The following is a 16668-nucleotide window of genomic DNA, read 5'->3' as shown; positions in this document are numbered from 1 at the left end:
TCCTTTCGGACTAGCTGCCAGGGGCACTGGACGGCCACGCCGGAACGACGAAGGCCCGGACACCCCGCGGGGTGTCCGGGCCTTCGCCGTCGGATCAGTGCTCGGAGGGACCGTGCCGGTTGGGACCGGCGGCGATCTGCGACTCGAGCTCGTGGAGCTCGTGCTCCGCGTGGTGCTGAGCCTCGTGCAGCTCCTCCGCCGTGGGCTTCTGGACGTTGTCCGCGAAGAACACGGTGGCGAGCTTGGCCCGCAGCTTGCGCAGCCGGAGCCGGCGACCGGTCACACCCGAGGCCTCGATCTCCTCGGCCGTCTCCGGCCGGGGGTCGTCGTCGCGGGCCGTGAGCGTGTAGGCCTTGCTCTCCGGGAGCGGCAGGTGCTTCTCGGCGTACCCGCCCTCGGGGGAGCGGACCAGGACACCGGTCTCGTAGCCGTGGAGCAGCTTGCCCTCGTCGTGACGCTGGAGCGAGATGCACCAGCGCCGGGTGATGATGAAGGCGATCACCGGACCGATGAACACCGCGCCACGCATGAAGTACGTGATCTGGTTGATGCTCAGGTGGAGCTTGATCGCGATGATGTCGTTGCCGCCCGCGGCCCAGGACAGGCCGTAGAAGGTCATCAGCGCGACCATGACCGCGGTCCGGGTCGGGGCGTTGCGCGGCCGCTGGAGCAGGTGGTGCTCCCGCTTGTCGCCGGTGATCCAGGACTCGATGAACGGCAGTGCCATCAGGAGCATCAGCAGCAGCGGCGGCATCACCAGGATCGGGAGCATGACGTTCCACGAGAGCGTGATGCCCCAGATGTGGGTCTCCCACGCCGGGATGATCCGGAGCAGGCCGTCGGGCCAGCCCATGTACCAGTCGGGCTGGGAGCCCGCGGTCACCTTGGACGGGTCGTACGGGCCGATCTTCCAGACCGCGTTGATGGAGAACAGGCCGCCCAGCATCGCGATCGTGCCGAACACGATGAAGAAGAAGCCGCCCGCCTTGGCCGCGTAGACCGGGAGCATCGGGTAGCCGACGACGTTCTCCTCGGTCCGGCCGGGGCCGGCCCACTGGGTGTGCTTGTGGTAGACGAGCAGCAGCATGTGCGCGGCGATGAGCGCGAGCAGCAGGCCGGGGATGAGCAGGATGTGCACGGCGTAGAACCGCGGGATGATCGAGTCGCCCGGGAACTCGCCGCCGAACACGAAGAACGACATGTAGGAGCCGACCACCGGGGAGGCCTTCATGAAGCCGTCCGCGGCCCGGACGCCGGTGCCCGAGAGCAGGTCGTCGGGGAGGGAATAGCCGGTGAAGCCCTCGAGGGTGCCGAGCAGCAGGAGCAGGCAGCCGATGACCCAGTTCAGCTCACGCGGCTTGCGGAACGCGCCGGTCAGGTAGACCCGGAGCATGTGGATCATCATCGAGGCGATGAAGACGTGCGCGGCCCAGTGGTGCATCTGCCGCATGAGCAGACCGCCGCGGACGTCGAAGGAGATGTCCATCGTCGAGGCGAACGCCGAGGACATGTGGACACCGCGGAGCGGGTCGTAGGCGCCGTTGTACTGGACCTCGGTCATGCTCGGGTCGAACCACAGCGTCAGGAAGACACCGGTCAGCAGCAGGACGACGAAGCTCCACAGGGCGATCTCGCCGAGCATGAAGGACCAGTGGTCCGGGAACACCTTGCGGATGTTCTTCTTCATCGCCGTGCCGAGGCCGAGACGCTCGTCGGCCCACGTGGCGATGGCGCCGGCGGACTTGCCGCCCTTGGCCGTGGCGGGCGTCGTGCCGTTGGTCGAGGCGACCTTGCTCACATCAACGCTCATAGTAGTCACGCTCCCAGAAGCTCGGGCCGACCGGCTCGTCGAAGTCGCTCTGCGCGACCAGATAGCCCTCGTCGTCGACGGCGATCGGCAGCTGCGGCAGCGGACGGCCGGCGGGACCGAACACCACCTTGCCGGAGTCGGCGAGGTCGAAGGTGGACTGGTGGCACGGGCAGAGCAGGTGGTGCGTCGTGCGCTCGTTCAGCGAGATCGGGCAGCCGACGTGGGTGCAGATCTTCGAGTAGGCGACGATCCCGTTGACCGCCCAGTTCTCGCGGCTGTCGCCCTTCGCGTCCTTGCCCGGGATGATGTCGCCCGGGTTCATCCGCAGCAGGATCAGCGACGCCTTGGACTTGTGGATCTGGAGGTTCACGCCCTCGACCTCGGTCGGGTCGATGTCGTAGCGCTCGGGGTTGTGCAGGGCGTCTGGCTGGCAGTTGACCAGGTCGCCGATCTCGAGGTCCGAGGCGAGGATGGGAGTCCAGATGCCGTCGCGGACGATCCGCATCGGCTTGTCCTTCAGGCCCTTGCCCCAGATCGTGTGGTAGAGCTTGTCGCCCGGCAGCGGGCCGAGGTCGCGCAGCAGGACGACGGCCGGGAGCCCGAGCAGGCCGACCGCGCCGAGCAGCGAGTTGCGGATCAGCGGCCGTCGGCCGATGCCCGACTCGTTGAGACCGTCGGTGATCGCCTGGACGGCGACCTCACGGTCCTCGTCGGAGGAGCGCGCCGGGTGCCGGAGCTCGACCATCTCGTGGTCGGCCATCAGCTTGCGGGCCCAGTGGATGACGCCGACGCCGATGAACATCAGTGCGAGGCCGAGGGTGAGGCCCAAGGCCATGGTCGAGGCGCCGAAGCCGGCGATGACGTCCCAGTCGTCGCCGATGTCGAGCGTGAAGTAGGCGACCAGGAAGAGGACCGTGCAGACGGCCGAGAGGCCGAACAACGCGGCGACCTGGCGCTCGGCGCGCTTCTCCTTCGCGGGGTCGACGTCCGTGGGGCGCCACTGGTGCTCGGGCAGACCCGGGTCCGGGATCGGCCCGGCGACCGCGAGCTCGCGCCCCTGCGGGTCGGAGTGGGTGTCGTGTGCGTCGGTCACGCTGCCGCCTCGTCCTTCTTCTTGCTCGAGCGGGTGGTGTGCGCGGCGATCCAGACGGCGAAGCCGACGAGGAGGCCGATGCCACCGATCCAGGCGATGATGCCCTCGCTGACGGGGCCGAGGCTGCCCAGCGTGAAGCCGGCGTAGCTCGGGGCCTCGTCGAGTTCGTTGAGATAGGCGATGACCGCCTTCTTGTCCTCGGGCGGGATGTTGCCGTCGGAGAAGGTGTCCATCGACTGCGGACCGGTGAGCATCGCCTCGTAGATGTGCTTGGAGTCGACGCCGCGGATCTTGGGCGCGTAGCCGCCGCGCGGCATGGCGCCGCCGGAGCCCTCGAAGTTGTGGCACGCGGTGCAGTTGGCGAGGAAGATCTGGCCACCGCGGGTGACGAGCTCCTCGACCTCCTTCTCGCTCATGCCCTCGGTCGAGTAGAGCTCCTTGTCCGGGATGGCCGGACCGGTGCCGAGCGAGGCGACGAACGCCGACAGCGCGGCGGTCTCCTCCTTGGTGTAGACGACCTCCTTGCGCGGCGCCTGGGCGCCGGGCTGGGCCATCGGCATGCGGCCGGTGCCGACCTGGAAGTCGACCGCGGCGGCGCCGACGTCGGTCAGCGCCGGGCCGTACTGCGACCCGCCCTGGGTGAGCACGCCCTCGCCGTTCTGGCCGTGGCAGAAGGCGCAGCCGACCAGGAACAGCTCGCGGCCCTCCTTGACCAGCTCCGCCTGGCTCTGGTCGGTGTCCGCTTGGGCCGGCGCGAGCGCCGCGTAGAGACCGCCCGTCAGCAGCAGGCCGCACACGAGCACCAGGACTCCGGCGATCGGACCGCGGCGGTGCCGCGAGAGTCGACCGGCGGATCGGTTCAGAAGGCGCACAATCAGTCCTTGTCAGTCCGGAAGATCCAACAGCTCTTCGTCATCAGCCCCACCGCGTCACTTGATGAGGTAGATCGTCGCGAACAGGCCGATCCACACCACGTCGACGAAGTGCCAGTAGTAGGAGACGACGATCGCGCTGACCGCCTGCTCATGGGTGAAGCGCCTGGCGGCGTACGTGCGGCCGAGGACGAAGAGGAAGGCGATGAGACCGCCGGTCACGTGGATGCCGTGGAAGCCGGTGGTCAGGTAGAACATCGTGCCGTAGGCGTCGTTGGGGATCGTGACGCCGTGGTGGATGAGCTCGGCGTACTCGAGCGCCTGGCCACCGATGAAGATCGCGCCCATGACGTAGGTCAGGATGAACCACTCGCGCAGGCCCCACTTGCCGACCTGCAGCAGCGAGCCGGCCCGCGAGACCTGGCCGCGCTCCGCGGCGAACACGCCGAGCTGGCAGGTGAACGACGACAGCACCAGGATCGTGGTGTTGACCGAAGCGAACGGCACGTTCAGCAGCTCGGTGTTCTCCGCCCACATCTCGGGGGAGACCGAGCGGATCGTGAAGTACGCGGCGAAGAGCGCCGCGAAGAACATGAGCTCGCTGGACAGCCAGATGATGGTGCCGACCGCGACCATGCTGGGTCGGTCGTGCTGGCCGTGCAGGCGCGAGGCCGGAAGAGATGCCGAAGCTGAGATCGCCACGGGCGCCATTATGGCGTCTATCGCCGCGGGGTGGCACCCGACCCCCCGTTCTGAGCGATTACCAGGCAGGACCTAGGCTCGAATAGGTCCTGAACGGGTCAGGGAGGTACGCATGGTGCTGGTGTGGTCCTCCGCCGCGACCGGGGTCGACTCCCTGCCCCCGTTCGACGCCGGCGCGCTGCTCTCGCAGTGGGGGCTCGCCCCGCTGCCGCTGATCGTGACCGTCTGGGCCAGCGGCCTGTACGCCGTCGGCGTGCTCGCGCTGCGCCGGCGCGGGGACCGGTGGCCGGTGGGCCGCTCGATCGCCTGGGGTCTCGGGATGCTCGCCTTCTACCTCGCGACGTCCTCGGGGCTCGCGGCGTACGACACGGTGCTCCTCAGCGCGCACATGGTCCAGCACATGGTGCTGTCGATGGTCGTGCCGCTCTCGCTGGCGCTCGGGGCGCCCGTGACCCTCGCCCTGCGCACCCTGCCGCGGCGGCCCCGGGCCTGGCTGCTCGCGCTGCTGCACTCCCGGCTCGCCACGGTGCTGGGCTTTCCGCCGCTGGCCTTCGGGCTCTACGTCCTCTCGCCGTGGGCGCTCTACTTCAGCGGCTGGTACGACGCCTCGCTGCACTCCGCCTACGTCCACGAGATGATGCACGTCCACCTCGTCGCGGTCGGCGCGCTCTTCTTCTGGCCGATCGTCGGCGTGGACCCGCTGCCGGGCCGGGTGAGTCACCCCTTCCGGGTGTTGCTGACCGTGATGACGCTGCCCTTTCATGCGTTCCTGGGCGTGACGATCATGGGGCAGAAGACGCTGCTGGGAGGCGACTGGTACCCCGCGCTCCACGACGGACCGCTCGGTGCCTGGCTGCCGGACCCGTTCGACGACCAGCGGCTCGCCGGCGGCATCCTGTGGGGAGCGGGCGACCTGGTCGGCCTGGTGTTCTTCGTGGTGCTGTTCGTGCAGTGGGTGCGCTCCTCGATGCAGGAGGCGCAGCGCGAGGACCGGCGTCTCGACCGGCTCGAGCGCCGCCAGCGGCTCGAACGGCACGCCGCGACCGAGGTCACACCGGCGGAGCGGGCGCCGTCCGAGTAGCATCGCGCAGGTGAGTTCTCAGAAGACTCTGAAGGTGCTCGTCTACAGCGACGACGTCCACACCCGCGAGCAGGTCATCCTGGCGCTGGGCCGGCGGCCCCACCCGGACCTGCCCGACCTGGAGTACGTCGAGGTCGCGACGGAGCCCGTCGTCATCCAGAACATGGACGCGGGCGAGCTCGCCCTCGCCATCCTCGACGGCGAGGCGGTCCCGGCCGGTGGCATGGGCATCGCCAAGCAGCTCAAGGACGAGATCCTCGACTGCCCGCCGCTGGTGGTGCTCACGGGTCGGCCTCAGGACGCCTGGCTGGCGACCTGGTCGCGCGCGGACGCCGCCGTACCGCACCCGCTCGACCCGATCCAGCTCGCGGAGGCCGTGGTCTCCCTGCTGCGTGCCCGCGTGCCTGCGTGAGCCCGATCCAGCGATGACCTGGCCCGACGTCCTCGGCGCCCTGATCGCCGGGGACGATCTCACGCCCGCCCAGTCGACCTGGGCGATGGGCGAGATCCTCGCCGGCGAGGCCACCCCGGCCCAGATCGCCGGCTTCATGGTCGCGTTGCGCGCCAAGGGGGAGTCGATCGACGAGCTGACCGGGCTCGTCGAGGCGATGTACGCCGTGATGACGCCGATCAACGTCCCCGGCCGGTTGCTCGACGTCGTCGGCACCGGCGGTGACCGCTCGTTCTCGGTCAACATCTCGACCATGTCCGCGGTCGTCGCCGCCGGCGCCGGTGCGCGGGTGGTCAAGCACGGCAACCGGTCGGCGTCGTCGCAGGCCGGGACCGCCGACGTGCTGGAGGCGCTCGGCGTCCGGCTCGACCTGCCCGCCGACCGCGTGGCCGAGGTCGCCGAGGAGGCCGGCATCACCTTCTGCTTCGCGGCGGCCTTCCACCCGGCGATGCGGCACGCCGCCGTGCCCCGCAAGGAGCTGGGGATCGGTACGGCGTTCAACGTGCTCGGCCCACTGGCCAACCCCACCCGCCCCGCGGCCCAGGCCATCGGCTGCGCGGACCCGCGGATGGCGCCGGTGATGGCCGGCGTCTTCGCGCGCCGTGGCGTCGACGCCTGGGTGTTCCGTGGCGACGACGGGCTCGACGAGCTCACCACGACCACCACGTCGCGGTTGTGGGTCGTCCACGACGGCGCGGTCGAGGAGGTGGAGGTCGACCCGGCACGCTTCGACATCGCCCCCGCGACGGCCGAGGACCTGCGCGGCGGAGACGCTCAGCACAATGCCGGCGTGGTCCGGGATCTGCTCGAAGGGAAGACCGGCCCGGTGCGCGACGCCGTGCTGCTCAACGCCGGTGCGGCGCTCGCGGTCTACGCCGCCCCCGGGGCGGCGTACGACGAGGCGCTGGCGGCGGGCATCGCGCGGGCTGCCGACGCGGTCGACTCCGGCGCGGCTCGGGCCACGCTGGACCGCTGGGTGGCCGCCGCCTCGGCGTGACCGGCCAATGACCGGCTGAGAGGTTCCGCTAGCGCGGTGGCGACAGCAGGACGAGCGGCTTCTCGCCGTCGGTCTGCACCAACGACCAGCCTCGATCGGCGAGCGCATAGGCCAGCGGGTCGTCGAGGGGCAGCAGTGCGGCGTCCGGCGCCAGTCGCGCCAGGGTCACGTCCCAGCCGGGCGCGAGACGCGCCAGGTCGTCGTACCGCTCCAGCTCGGTGTCGGTGTAGACGTCGCCGTAGCCGTGCAGCAGGATCTCCAGCTGCGGTTCGGTCCACAGCAGGACGCTGCCGCTCGGCCAGTCGGTGAGCACGACGCTGCCCGCGGGCAGCGCGTCGAGGGCGGTGGTGAACCGCCGGACGTCGTCGGCGGAGTCGTCCAGGACCGACTGGCTGGGGGCCACCACCAGGACGAGGGCCGCGAGGGCGGCCAGGCCGGCGCTCTCGGCCCAGGAGACCCGCGGCGCGCGTCGGCGCGCCTCGCCCGCGACCACGCAGGCGAGCACGATCAGCGCCAGCGGCAGGGTGCGCTGGGAGTAGACGGCGAACACGCCACCGAGCCCGAGCAGGGCGACGTCGTAGGGCCGGACGCCGACGCGGCGCACGAGCAGCAGCACCGCCGCCACCAGCAGCCCGGTCACCGGCAGCGCGCCGACCGTGACCAGCTCGGGGGCACGCCACTCGTGGAAGTACTCGGCCCGTGAGTTGACCAGCAGGACCGCCGAGAGCAGCCGCGGCCCGACCGGCGTGACCAGGGCGGCCAGCAGCATCGCGACCGGCACCGCCAGCAGGGCGAGGGACGCGCGCCGGAGGGGACGGCGTTCGAGGAGGACGGCGACGGCGAGGACGGCGCTGGCCCCGACGCCGAGCACCCACATGCCGTGGCAGGTCGCCCAGACCCAGGCGAGGGGCACCAACAGCCAGGGCGGGCGGCCGGTGCGGCGGGCGCGGTCCCAGGCCGCGACGACGGCGACCAGGAACAGGTAGCTGAGCACCTGCGGGCGCAACGACAGGCTGGGCAGCCAACCGGCCACGACCACCGCGGTGAGCACCGCGGCCGACGCCGGGCCGGCCCGGCGTCGCAGCAGGAGGTAGAGCGAGCCGGTCAGCGCCGCCGCGACGGCGGCCAGCACGACGATCAGCCCGGTGGTGCCGGCGACGTCCTCGACCCAGGACAGCCCGACCTGGGCCAGCCACTGGGTCGGCACCCAGTCGTTGGTCGAGGCGCTGCTGAGCTGGCCGGGGTGGGCGATCGACCAGCCGTGCCGGAACTCCTCGCCGAAGCGGAGGTGGAAGTAGGTGTCGAAGGCCCGGAACGGGCGCCGGGCCAGCAGGACCAGCAGGAGCGCGAGCAGACACCCGACGAGCACCGGGATCGCCCGGGCGAGCAGCGGGAACCGCGACGGCGTCGCGCCGGGCTGCTCGGCCAGGACCCGGGCTTCGGTCACGTCGGTCAGTCGAGGCCCAGCGAGAACGCCGCCTCGAGGTCGTGGCGGGAGTAGGCGCGGTAGGCGATGTGGGTCTCGGTGTCGACGACGCCGTCGACCTTGTTGAGCCGATCGGCGACCACGGTGGCGATGTCGTCGTGGGAGCTCACCCGGACCAGCGCGATCAGGTCGATCTGGCCGGTCACGGAGTAGACCTCGCTCACGCCTTCGAGCGCCGCGATCGCCTCCGCGACCTCGGGGATCCGGGCGGTCTCGGCCTGGACGAAGACGATGGCGGTGATCATGGGCTCACCCTAGTGCTCAGGAAGGCGGTCGCGTGGCGACCCGCGCCCTGGACCGGGCAGGCCCATTCGCCGACGACGTCGACCAGGCGCACCCCGGGCGACTCGAGCCAGCGCAGGATCCGCTCGGACTCCTCGGCGGTCGCGGCGGGGGTCGGGCCGATCGTCGGCAGCACGGTCTCGGCCGTGGCGCGCAGGCCGTCGACGTAGGCGACGGCATCGGCGCCGGCGGGGATCACCCCGGCGGCGGCGAGCCGCCCGTGGCGGACCACGTGGACCGCCCAGCGGCCGTCGTCCTCGCGGCGGGCCGCGGTCACCTCGGGGCAGCCGGTGAGCGCGGTCAGCCGCTGGTTGCGGGCGGCCGCGCGCACGAAGTCGGCCAGCCGGTCGCGGTGGTGGGCCGCCTCCTCGAAGCGCTCCTCGGCGGCCAGCGCCGACATCCGGGCGTGCACGAGGTCGACGACGTCGTCGGGACGGCGCAGGAGCGTGTCGCGCAGCTGGCGCACGACCGCGGCGTACGTCTGCGGGTCGACGCTGCCGTCGCACGGGGACAGGCAGCGCCCCATCTCGGCCAGGACGCACGCGCTGCGCCGCGGCTGCCGGCCGAGCCGGTCGGTGCACTGCCGGATGGGGAAGACCTCGTGCAGGGCCGCCAGCGAGCTCTCCGCCGCCGCGCGCGAGGAGAACGGGCCGAGGTAGTCGGCGTCGTCGTCGAGGACCCGCTTGACCAGGGACAGCCGCGGCCACGGCTCCCGGGTGAGCTTGAGCCAGGTGACCTTCTCCGGATGACGGGAGCGGCGGTTGTAGGGCGGCTTGTGCTCGGCGATCAGGCGCAGCTCGCGGACCGACGCCTCCAGCGGGGTCGCGCACTCGACCGCGCTCACCGACGAGGCGATCTGGACCATCTCGCCGATCCGGGTGCGCTTCTCCGAGGCGGTGAAGTAGCTGCGGACCCGGCGGCGCAGGTCGCGCGACGTGCCGACGTAGAGCACCCGGGAGCTGTCGTCGCGGAAGAGGTAGACGCCGGGGGCGTGGGGGAGGTGCTCGGCGAGGTGCCGCTTGCGGCGCGCGGCGCTCGCGACCTTGCTGGAGTAGCCCTGCAGCTCCTCGAGCGTGTGGACCCCCAGCCCGCCGAGGCGCTCCATGAGGCCGTGCAGCACGTCGACGGTGGCCCGGGCGTCGGCCAGCGCGCGGTGGTTGGGGGTGGTGCCGGACCGGAAGACGCGGGCCAGTGACGAGAGCTTGTGGTTGGGCGCCTCGTCGCGAGACACCACATGGCGGGCGAGCTTGACGGTGTCGAGGACGTCGAAGTCGGGCCACGCGATGTCGAGGCGCAGCGCATCGTGCTTGAGGAAGCCGACGTCGAAGCGGGCGTTGTGGGCGACGAGCACGGAGCCGGCGGCGAACTCCAGGAACGCCGGCAGCGCCGACCGGATCGGCGGGGCGTCGGCGACCATGCCGTTGGTGATGCCGGTGAGCACGGCGATGAAGGCCGGGATGGCGGTGTGCGGGTTGACCAGGGTCTGGAACTCGCCCAGCACCTCGCCCCCGCGGACCTTCACCGCGCCGATCTCGGTGATCATGTCGCCGTCGCCGGGCGAGCCGCCGGTGGTCTCGAGGTCGACGACGCAGAAGGTCACGTCGTGCAGCGGCCGGCCGAGCTCGTCGAAGCCGCGCTGCGCATCCCACCGCCGTGTGCCGCTGATGGGTGCTGCCGTCATGTCCCCGACGGTAGGCGTCACCTCCGACGCATCCCGGGCGCCGCGCCCGGCCCGAGGCCGATCAGGCCTCCCGTGCCCCTTCCCGCAGGAACATCCGGGAGAGCAGGAGGACCAGGGCGACGCTGATCGCCACCCACGCCCACAGCAGCGGGACGTCGCGCAGCCCGGAGACGAAGGCGTTGTCGTTCCAGTGGTGCCGGAACGAGAGCGTGGGCCGGTTGAGCACGCCGCCCAGGGAGAAGGCGGCGAGCTGGACCCCGATCACGACCGTGAGCACGACCCGCGTGCGCCGGCCCACCCGGGCGGTGGCCACGACCAGCGCCGGCGTCGCACACGCGAGGAATTCCAGCCCGTGGCGATAGCCGTAGATGCCGTCGCCGCCGTGGAAGGGCGCCACGGCGCCTTGGAACAGGGTGTAGCCGACGCCGGCGAGGAAGAGCGCCCGGGTCCACGCGGGCTGGCTGCGCCAGGTCTGGACGAGGAGGGGCAGCAGGACCACGACCACCGGCGTCCAGACCAGGATGCCCCGATCCAGGGAGAGCCACATCGCCGCCTCGTTGCGCAGCAGGCCGCCGAGAGTCTGGTTGAACTCGTACTGCGCGCCCGCGCCCCGGGACAGGTAGGGGGCCGGGGCGTAGCCGCCGGACGGGGACCAGCGGCCGTAGAGCCAGTAGGACCACAGGCTGGCGCCCGCGGTGAGGGTCGCACCGACCGCGGCGACGCGGGCCACGATCCCGGGCCGGCGCCGGACCCAGGCGCAGGTCAGCGCGAGAGCGGCCGCCACCAGCGCCATGTGCGGCCGACCCCACACGGCGATCCCGCCGAACAGTCCGACCAGCAGCCAGCGGTCGCGGGCCGCGCCGAAGGCCATCCCGCTGACGCCCAGCACGGTCAGCGTGTGCGTCCACATCCCGTCGGCCGCCACCGACCAGACCGGCGTGGCCAGTGCGAACACCAGTGCGGCCGCCGTCGCCCGGCGCCGCGTCGTCAGCCGGAGCAGCGCGCCCCACATGAGGAGCACGCTGAGCGCGGTCAGCAGCGCCGCGGTCACCGTCGGCGGCACCGTGGTGAAGTCCTCGGCGTCCGGTCCCGCGTCGGTCACCCACTGACGCAGTGCGTACGCCGGCACGCCGGCCGCGACGACCCCCGGCGAGCGGGCGATGACGGTGCGCCCGTCGTGGACGGTGGAGAACAGGTCGACCCGGCTGCGGTTGATCGAGGAGGTGTCGAGTCCGTCGATGGACGGCTCGCCCGTCGCTGCGATCCGCCAGGCGCCGACGTCGGCCGACAGCACGTCGATGTGCACGCGCTGGTAGCCGGCCGTGGCGACGTAGAGCACCGCGGTCAGCAGGAACAGCACCAGCCCGACCCGGGCCGTCCGGCGGTCCCGGGGGTGGTGCTCGGCGCTCACCCGGGCGATTGTGTCAGCCGCGGGACGGCGGTGGGAGCGGTACGCGTGAGTCCGTCGCGGGGGTTGTGTCGGACGGTGCTGCGAGTCTCGCCGGCATGACGACGAGGATCGACTGCGACACCTGCGTGGTGCGGGGCCTGGCCTGCCACGACTGTGTGGTGACGGTGCTGCTCGGGCCCCCACCCGAGCTGGTGATCGGCGACGACGAGATGGCCGCGCTCGAGGCCCTGGCCGACGGGGGGCTGGTGCCGCCGCTGCGGCTGGTCCAGCCCGTCGACGGTCCCCGGGTCGAGTCCGCGTGACCATCGTGACCCACGTGGCCCACGGGGCAGATGTGACGGATGTGGTGTCCGGCACGCCGCGATCGTCCCCAACACGCCCCGGACGGGTTTGGCCCGACCGGAGCCTGTGACTAGGCTGCTCGCTCAGGTGTCCGAGGAAGTGGGTCGACCGACCCGCGCGGATGCCGCGCTGAGTCCGGAACCGCTCGGGGTCCGGAGCCGGGGAACCAACCACTCTGGGGTGAATCCCGCACGAGGCGCGAGGGCAGGGGTCCGCACGGGCCGCGGCCAGCGTGAGGAGTGCGGGTAGGGCGAGTCGTGCCCGAATCCGTCAGTTCACCCGGTAGGCGTACGACGACCAGAGGGGACCGCCAGCTCGTGCTGAACGGCCGGACACGCACCACCGCCGCGCTCGCGGCACTCGCCGTCACCGGAGCGATCACGCTGTCGATCAGCGGCGCCACCACCCCCGCCCAGGCGGAGCCCGACATCACCACCGTCCAGGCCCGGGTCGACCGGCTCTTCCATGAGTCCGAGCAGGCGGCCGAGCGCTACAACGACGCCGAGCTCGAGCTCACCGAGCTCAACGACGACCTCGCCTCCCTCGAGGCGGACCAGTCCCGCCAGGGCGACGCCCTCGCCGGCGTCCGCTCCGACGTCCGCGACTCCCTCATCCAGCAGTACCAGTCCGGCAGCCTCGGCCCCACCGGCGAGCTGCTGTCCGCCGACTCCCAGGGCTTCCTCGACGAGCTCTCGACGAGGTCCACCGTGGAGGGGCTCCAGGACTCGCTCCTCGCCGACTACGGTGCCGAGCTCGAGGCCTACGACATCCGCAAGGACCAGACCGCCCAGCGCCGTGACGACATCCGGCAGCTGAAGGCGACGCTCGCGGAGGAGAAGAAGACCGCCGACGCCAAGCTGGCCGAGGCGCAGGACCTGCTCTCGCAGCTCGAGGCCGAGGAGCGGGCCGCGCTCCTGTCCCGCAATGCGGGCCGCCCGATCGACGCCACCTCCATCCCGGCCTCCGGCCGGGCCGCCGCGGCGATCGAGTACGCCCTCGCCCAGGTCGGCGACGCCTACGTCTGGGGCGCCACCGGGCCCAACGCCTTCGACTGCTCCGGCCTGACGATGATGGCCTACGCCCAGGCCGACGTGAGCCTGCCGCACTCCTCCCGGGCCCAGTACGGCAGCGGCGCCCGGGTCGCGAAGAGCGACCTGCAGCCCGGCGACCTCGTCTTCTATTACAGCCCGATCAGCCACGTGGGGATCTACCTCGGCAACGGCCTGATCGTGCACGCGGCCAACCCGGGCGCCGGCGTCAAGGTCTCCGACCTCGACGAGATGCCCTACACCGGAGCGGTCCGGCCTGGGTGAGGCCCCCGACCGGGCGCCACGTCCTCCCGGCGCTCCTGACGGCCGCCGCGCTCCTGGCAGGCGGCTGCTCGAAGGACGACTACGTCGCGCCGCCTCCGGTGGCCACCGGTGACGTCGCCGACGCAGCCGGGGCGGCCGACACCCTGGCGGACCTCCAGGAGGCGATCCGTGATGCTGACGGACCGGCCGCAGCCGACCTCGGCGCCGACGCCGCTGCGCGTGAGCTGCTGACGGCCGTGGTCGCCAATGCCGACGCGCTCGGGCTCGCGGACGTCACCTTGCGCTATGTCACCGAGACCGGTCGCACCCACGGCGACGACGCCTGGGACGGACAGGTGGCGGTGACCTGGCGGGTCGACGGGATCGACGAGGCGTCCGCGCGGATCGAGCTCCCGGTCTCTTTCGCCGACCGCGGCGCCACGATCGCGGCGATCGGGGGCAGCGGCGCCCGGCTCCCGTTGTGGCTCACCGGCCCGCTCGCCGTACGCAGGGACGGGGCGGTGGTGGTCGCGGTCGCGGGCGACGACGCCGGTGCCGGTCGCTACCTCGCCGCGGCGCGCCGCGCCGTCGCGCAGGCCCGCGCGGTGGTGCCCGGCGACGGCGGCCTGGTCGTGGAGGTGCCGGCCGACACCGAGGGCATGCGGCGCGCGCTCGACACCGATCCGGGACAGTACGACGCGATCGCGGCCATCACCGCGCCGGTCGACGGCACCGAGGCCGCGGGGAGCCCGGTGCACGTGTTCCTCAACCGCGGGGTGTACGACGGCCTCGACCGGGTCGCGGCCCAGGTCGTGATGACCCACGAGGCCGTGCACGCGCTCACCGACGCGGTCGCGGCCCGGCAGGCGCCGCTGTGGCTGGTCGAGGGCTTCGCCGACTATGTCGCCCTGCGCGACGTCGACCTTCCCCTCCGTACGACAGCGGGGCAGATCGCTGCGCAGGTACGCCGGGAAGGCCCCCCGGAGACGCTCCCGGCCCCGGGTGACTTCGACCCGACCGCCAGCCACCTCGGTGCCGTCTACGAGGCCGCCTGGCTGGTCTGCGTCACCCTCGCCGAGCACGCGGGGCAGCGGGCGCTGGTCGAGATGTACGCCGACGTCCTCGACGACGGCGACCTGGCCGCCGCGCTGCGCGAGCACGCGAGCTGGACCGAGGCCGAGCTCACCGCCGCCTGGCTGGACCGGCTCGCCGCATTGCCCGGCGTGGCAGGCTGACCGGGTGCTAGTGGCCATCCCCGGAGGTTCTACGAGTGTCCTGCACGCCGGGCACGCACCTCGCGGCGTTGCCGACGCTTGCGAAACGCCAGCGGAGCACCGGGTTGTCGGGCACTCGCTCCGCTCGTTCCCGACAACCCGGTATGGCTGCGCGCCGGCGCCTTGCGATGCACGCACCCGGCGCACAGGCCACCCACGCACAACCTACGGAGCTGGCCACTAGTGCTCGACAACACCGCGGCGGTGCGCCGGGTCGCCCTCGGCACCGCACTGGTGGGCGCCGCGGCCTTCGTGCTGATCGCCCTCGCCCGGGTCCCGTGGCATCCGGTCCCCGGAGGCCCGCCCGACCCGGTGACCGCGGCCTCGGTCTTCACGCGCGAGCAGATCGAGCGCGGCGAGCACTACGCCCTGTGGGGACGGATCTGGAGCTGGTCCCGGCTCGCCGTCACCCTGGCGGTGGCGCTCTGGCTGGGCTTCGGGCGGAACGGGCGCCGCTGGGCGGGCCGGCTGCGCGGCTGGTGGTGGATCCGCGTCGTCGTCGTGGTGTTCGCGCTGAGCCTGGTCGGCATGCTGGTGGCGCTGCCGTTCGGCGTTGCGCTGCGGATGCTCGGCCTCGACGAGGGACTGGTGACCAGCAGCTGGGCGGCCTGGAGCCTCGACCAGGCCAAGGGACTCCTGGTGACGGTCGTCGGGACCTCGATCGCCGTCGTGGCGCTCGTGGGCTGCATGCGGCGCCTGCCGCGGCTGTGGCCCGCGGTGGCGGGCCTGGCGGCCGCGGTCCTGGTCGTGCTCGGCTCGTTCGCCTATCCGGTGGTGGTCGAGCCGGTCTTCAACAGGTTCGTGTCGCTGCCCGACGGAGCGCTGCGCTCGGACGTGCTCGCCCTCGCCGAGGCGGAGGGGGTCGCGGTCGACGACGTCCTGGTCGCCGACGCGTCGCGGCGGACCACCACCCTCAACGCCTATGTCTCGGGCTTCGGGCACAGCCGCCGGGTCGTCCTCTACGACACCCTCGTCGACGACTCGCCCCGCGACGAGACGCTCTCGGTCGTGGCCCACGAGCTCGCCCACGCGAAGTACGACGACGTGCTGACCGGCACCCTGCTCGGTGCGGCGGGCGCCCTGCTGGGCGTGGGCCTGCTCGGCCTGGTGCTGCCGGGCCCCCGCCGCGACCGGACGGAGGGGGACGAGATCTCCTCGGTGCCGCGGGTCCTGGCGTTGGTCGCGCTCGCGACCCTGCTGACGGCACCGGTCCAGAACGGGATCAGCCGGGCGGTCGAGACCCGGGCCGACCAGACGGCGCTGGAGGTGACCAACGCCCCCCAGGCGTTCGTCGACCTCCAGCGCCGTCTGGCCCTGCGGTCCCATGCCGACCCCACACCCCCGGCGTGGTCGCAGTGGTGGTTCGGCTCGCACCCGACGGTGCTGCAGCGGATCGGGCTGGCCAACCGGTTCGAGGCGCGGCCTAGGGATTGACCGCGCTGTCGACGCTCGCGCTCGTGTTCTCGAACAGCATTGTCACGTCCTCGCCGAACAGGATGACGGCGAACACGATGATCGCTGCGATCATGGCGACGAGCAGGCCGTACTCGACAGCGGTCGCGCCCCGCTGCGTCTCACCACCCGATGAGTTCACGTTGTCTCCTGGTCCGCTCTGACCGCCGAATAGAACGGCCGCGCCCCCAACCGGGTAGCGCGGCCGTCATGATCGAGCGTCAGCCCTGGCTGCCGCCGATGGAGTTCTCGACAGTGTCGAAGGCACCCTTGATGTCATCGCCCAGCAGAGCGACGATCGCGACGATGGCGGCGGCGATGAGGGCGACGAGCAGGCCGTACTCGACGGCGGTCGCACCACGCTCGTCGTCCTTCGCGAAGCGGGCGTTGAACAGGATCGTGAGGTACTGGATCATCGGGTTCTCCCTGTGTGCACTGATGC

General features: G+C 72.1%; 17 protein-coding genes and 1 riboswitch. Of the genes, 7 read left to right on the top strand and 10 right to left on the bottom strand.

What is annotated here, in order from left to right:
* Positions 1-94 precede the first annotated feature (94 nt).
* The 4 genes from QJ852_16390 to QJ852_16375 are packed head-to-tail and all read right to left on the bottom strand — an operon-like array spanning position 95 to position 4486.
* Complete coding sequence (locus QJ852_16390) at positions 95-1810, bottom strand: ubiquinol-cytochrome c reductase cytochrome b subunit (GenBank protein ID WGX94729.1); 1716 nt, start codon at positions 1808-1810, stop codon at positions 95-97.
* The gene (locus QJ852_16385) at positions 1800-2903 is read right to left on the bottom strand and encodes a Rieske 2Fe-2S domain-containing protein (protein WGX94728.1); all 1104 of its coding nucleotides are present in this window, start codon (positions 2901-2903) and stop codon (positions 1800-1802) included. The genes QJ852_16390 and QJ852_16385 overlap by 11 nt, the downstream gene beginning before the upstream one ends.
* Entirely contained in the window at positions 2900-3775 is an 876-nt protein-coding gene (locus QJ852_16380) for a cytochrome c (protein WGX94727.1), read from the bottom strand. The genes QJ852_16385 and QJ852_16380 overlap by 4 nt, the downstream gene beginning before the upstream one ends.
* A 57-nt stretch (positions 3776-3832) precedes the next feature.
* Complete coding sequence (locus QJ852_16375) at positions 3833-4486, bottom strand: heme-copper oxidase subunit III (protein WGX94726.1); 654 nt, start codon at positions 4484-4486, stop codon at positions 3833-3835.
* A gap of 103 nt (positions 4487-4589) precedes the next feature.
* Between QJ852_16375 and QJ852_16370 the strand changes: the two genes are divergently transcribed.
* From QJ852_16370 to trpD, 3 genes are read left to right on the top strand one after another with little or no spacing between them, the layout of a single operon-like run.
* Positions 4590-5558 carry a cytochrome c oxidase assembly protein gene (locus QJ852_16370; GenBank protein WGX94725.1) on the top strand — a complete coding sequence of 323 codons (969 nt, stop codon included), beginning with the start codon at positions 4590-4592 and terminating at the stop codon, positions 5556-5558.
* A gap of 10 nt (positions 5559-5568) precedes the next feature.
* The gene (locus QJ852_16365; GenBank protein WGX94724.1) at positions 5569-5970 is read left to right on the top strand and encodes a hypothetical protein; all 402 of its coding nucleotides are present in this window, start codon (positions 5569-5571) and stop codon (positions 5968-5970) included.
* A 13-nt stretch (positions 5971-5983) separates the two neighbouring features.
* On the top strand, positions 5984-7006 hold the full coding sequence (gene trpD, locus QJ852_16360; GenBank protein WGX94723.1) for an anthranilate phosphoribosyltransferase: 1023 nt from the start codon (positions 5984-5986) through the stop codon (positions 7004-7006).
* Between the two features lie 28 nt (positions 7007-7034).
* On the opposite strand, the gene QJ852_16355 is transcribed toward trpD, so the two are convergent.
* The 4 genes from QJ852_16355 to QJ852_16340 form a co-directional block, all read right to left on the bottom strand.
* Positions 7035-8453: a hypothetical protein gene (locus tag QJ852_16355; protein ID WGX94722.1), complete on the bottom strand. Its 1419-nt coding sequence runs from the start codon at positions 8451-8453 to the stop codon at positions 7035-7037.
* A gap of 5 nt (positions 8454-8458) precedes the next feature.
* Positions 8459-8737: an Lrp/AsnC ligand binding domain-containing protein gene (locus QJ852_16350; protein ID WGX94721.1), complete on the bottom strand. Its 279-nt coding sequence runs from the start codon at positions 8735-8737 to the stop codon at positions 8459-8461.
* Entirely contained in the window at positions 8734-10455 is a 1722-nt protein-coding gene (locus QJ852_16345; protein ID WGX94720.1) for a DEDD exonuclease domain-containing protein, read from the bottom strand. Before QJ852_16345 ends, QJ852_16350 begins: the two co-directional genes overlap by 4 nt.
* Before the next feature lie 61 nt (positions 10456-10516).
* Positions 10517-11866 carry a hypothetical protein gene (locus QJ852_16340; protein ID WGX94719.1) on the bottom strand — a complete coding sequence of 450 codons (1350 nt, stop codon included), beginning with the start codon at positions 11864-11866 and terminating at the stop codon, positions 10517-10519.
* 95 nt (positions 11867-11961) lie between these two features.
* Between QJ852_16340 and QJ852_16335 the strand changes: the two genes are divergently transcribed.
* The 4 genes from QJ852_16335 (at position 11962) to QJ852_16320 (ending at position 16208) form a co-directional block, all read left to right on the top strand.
* On the top strand, positions 11962-12168 hold the full coding sequence (locus tag QJ852_16335; GenBank protein WGX94718.1) for a hypothetical protein: 207 nt from the start codon (positions 11962-11964) through the stop codon (positions 12166-12168).
* A 157-nt stretch (positions 12169-12325) separates the two neighbouring features.
* Positions 12326-12513, top strand: a riboswitch (cyclic di-AMP (ydaO/yuaA leader).
* Between the two features lie 12 nt (positions 12514-12525).
* A complete protein-coding gene (locus QJ852_16330; protein ID WGX94717.1) occupies positions 12526-13521 on the top strand; it encodes an NlpC/P60 family protein in 996 nt (331 codons plus the stop codon).
* Positions 13518-14735 carry a hypothetical protein gene (locus tag QJ852_16325; protein WGX94716.1) on the top strand — a complete coding sequence of 406 codons (1218 nt, stop codon included), beginning with the start codon at positions 13518-13520 and terminating at the stop codon, positions 14733-14735. The genes QJ852_16330 and QJ852_16325 overlap by 4 nt, the downstream gene beginning before the upstream one ends.
* Positions 14736-14957: 222 nt before the next feature.
* Complete coding sequence (locus QJ852_16320; GenBank protein ID WGX94715.1) at positions 14958-16208, top strand: M48 family metalloprotease; 1251 nt, start codon at positions 14958-14960, stop codon at positions 16206-16208.
* Here the strand turns inward: QJ852_16320 and QJ852_16315 are convergent.
* Together QJ852_16315 and QJ852_16310 are read right to left on the bottom strand one after the other, a co-directional pair.
* Positions 16198-16368, bottom strand: coding sequence for a Flp family type IVb pilin (locus tag QJ852_16315; protein ID WGX94714.1), 171 nt, complete (start codon positions 16366-16368; stop codon positions 16198-16200). The two genes, QJ852_16320 and QJ852_16315, sit on opposite strands and share 11 nt — an antisense overlap.
* Before the next feature lie 79 nt (positions 16369-16447).
* Entirely contained in the window at positions 16448-16642 is a 195-nt protein-coding gene (locus QJ852_16310; GenBank protein WGX94713.1) for a Flp family type IVb pilin, read from the bottom strand.
* Positions 16643-16668: the final 26 nt, after the last annotated feature.

Source organism: Nocardioides sp. L-11A, assembly GCA_029961745.1.
Classification (GTDB): domain Bacteria; phylum Actinomycetota; class Actinomycetes; order Propionibacteriales; family Nocardioidaceae; genus Nocardioides.
Note: the sequence above shows the minus strand (reverse complement) of the source record. Positions and strands in the feature narration are given on the sequence as shown.

Excerpts from the sequence above, each read along its gene's own strand:
- QJ852_16370 (WGX94725.1), top strand. The coding sequence starts at position 4,590 with ATGGTGCTGGTGTGGTCCTCCGCCGCGACCGGGGTCGACTCCCTGCCC.
- QJ852_16310 (WGX94713.1), bottom strand. The coding sequence starts at position 16,642 with ATGATCCAGTACCTCACGATCCTGTTCAACGCCCGCTTCGCGAAGGAC.
- QJ852_16345 (WGX94720.1), bottom strand. The coding sequence starts at position 10,455 with ATGACGGCAGCACCCATCAGCGGCACACGGCGGTGGGATGCGCAGCGC.
- QJ852_16390 (WGX94729.1), bottom strand. The coding sequence starts at position 1,810 with ATGAGCGTTGATGTGAGCAAGGTCGCCTCGACCAACGGCACGACGCCC.
- trpD (WGX94723.1), top strand. The coding sequence starts at position 5,984 with ATGACCTGGCCCGACGTCCTCGGCGCCCTGATCGCCGGGGACGATCTC.
- QJ852_16335 (WGX94718.1), top strand. The coding sequence starts at position 11,962 with ATGACGACGAGGATCGACTGCGACACCTGCGTGGTGCGGGGCCTGGCC.
- QJ852_16375 (WGX94726.1), bottom strand. The coding sequence starts at position 4,486 with ATGGCGCCCGTGGCGATCTCAGCTTCGGCATCTCTTCCGGCCTCGCGC.
- QJ852_16350 (WGX94721.1), bottom strand. The coding sequence starts at position 8,737 with ATGATCACCGCCATCGTCTTCGTCCAGGCCGAGACCGCCCGGATCCCC.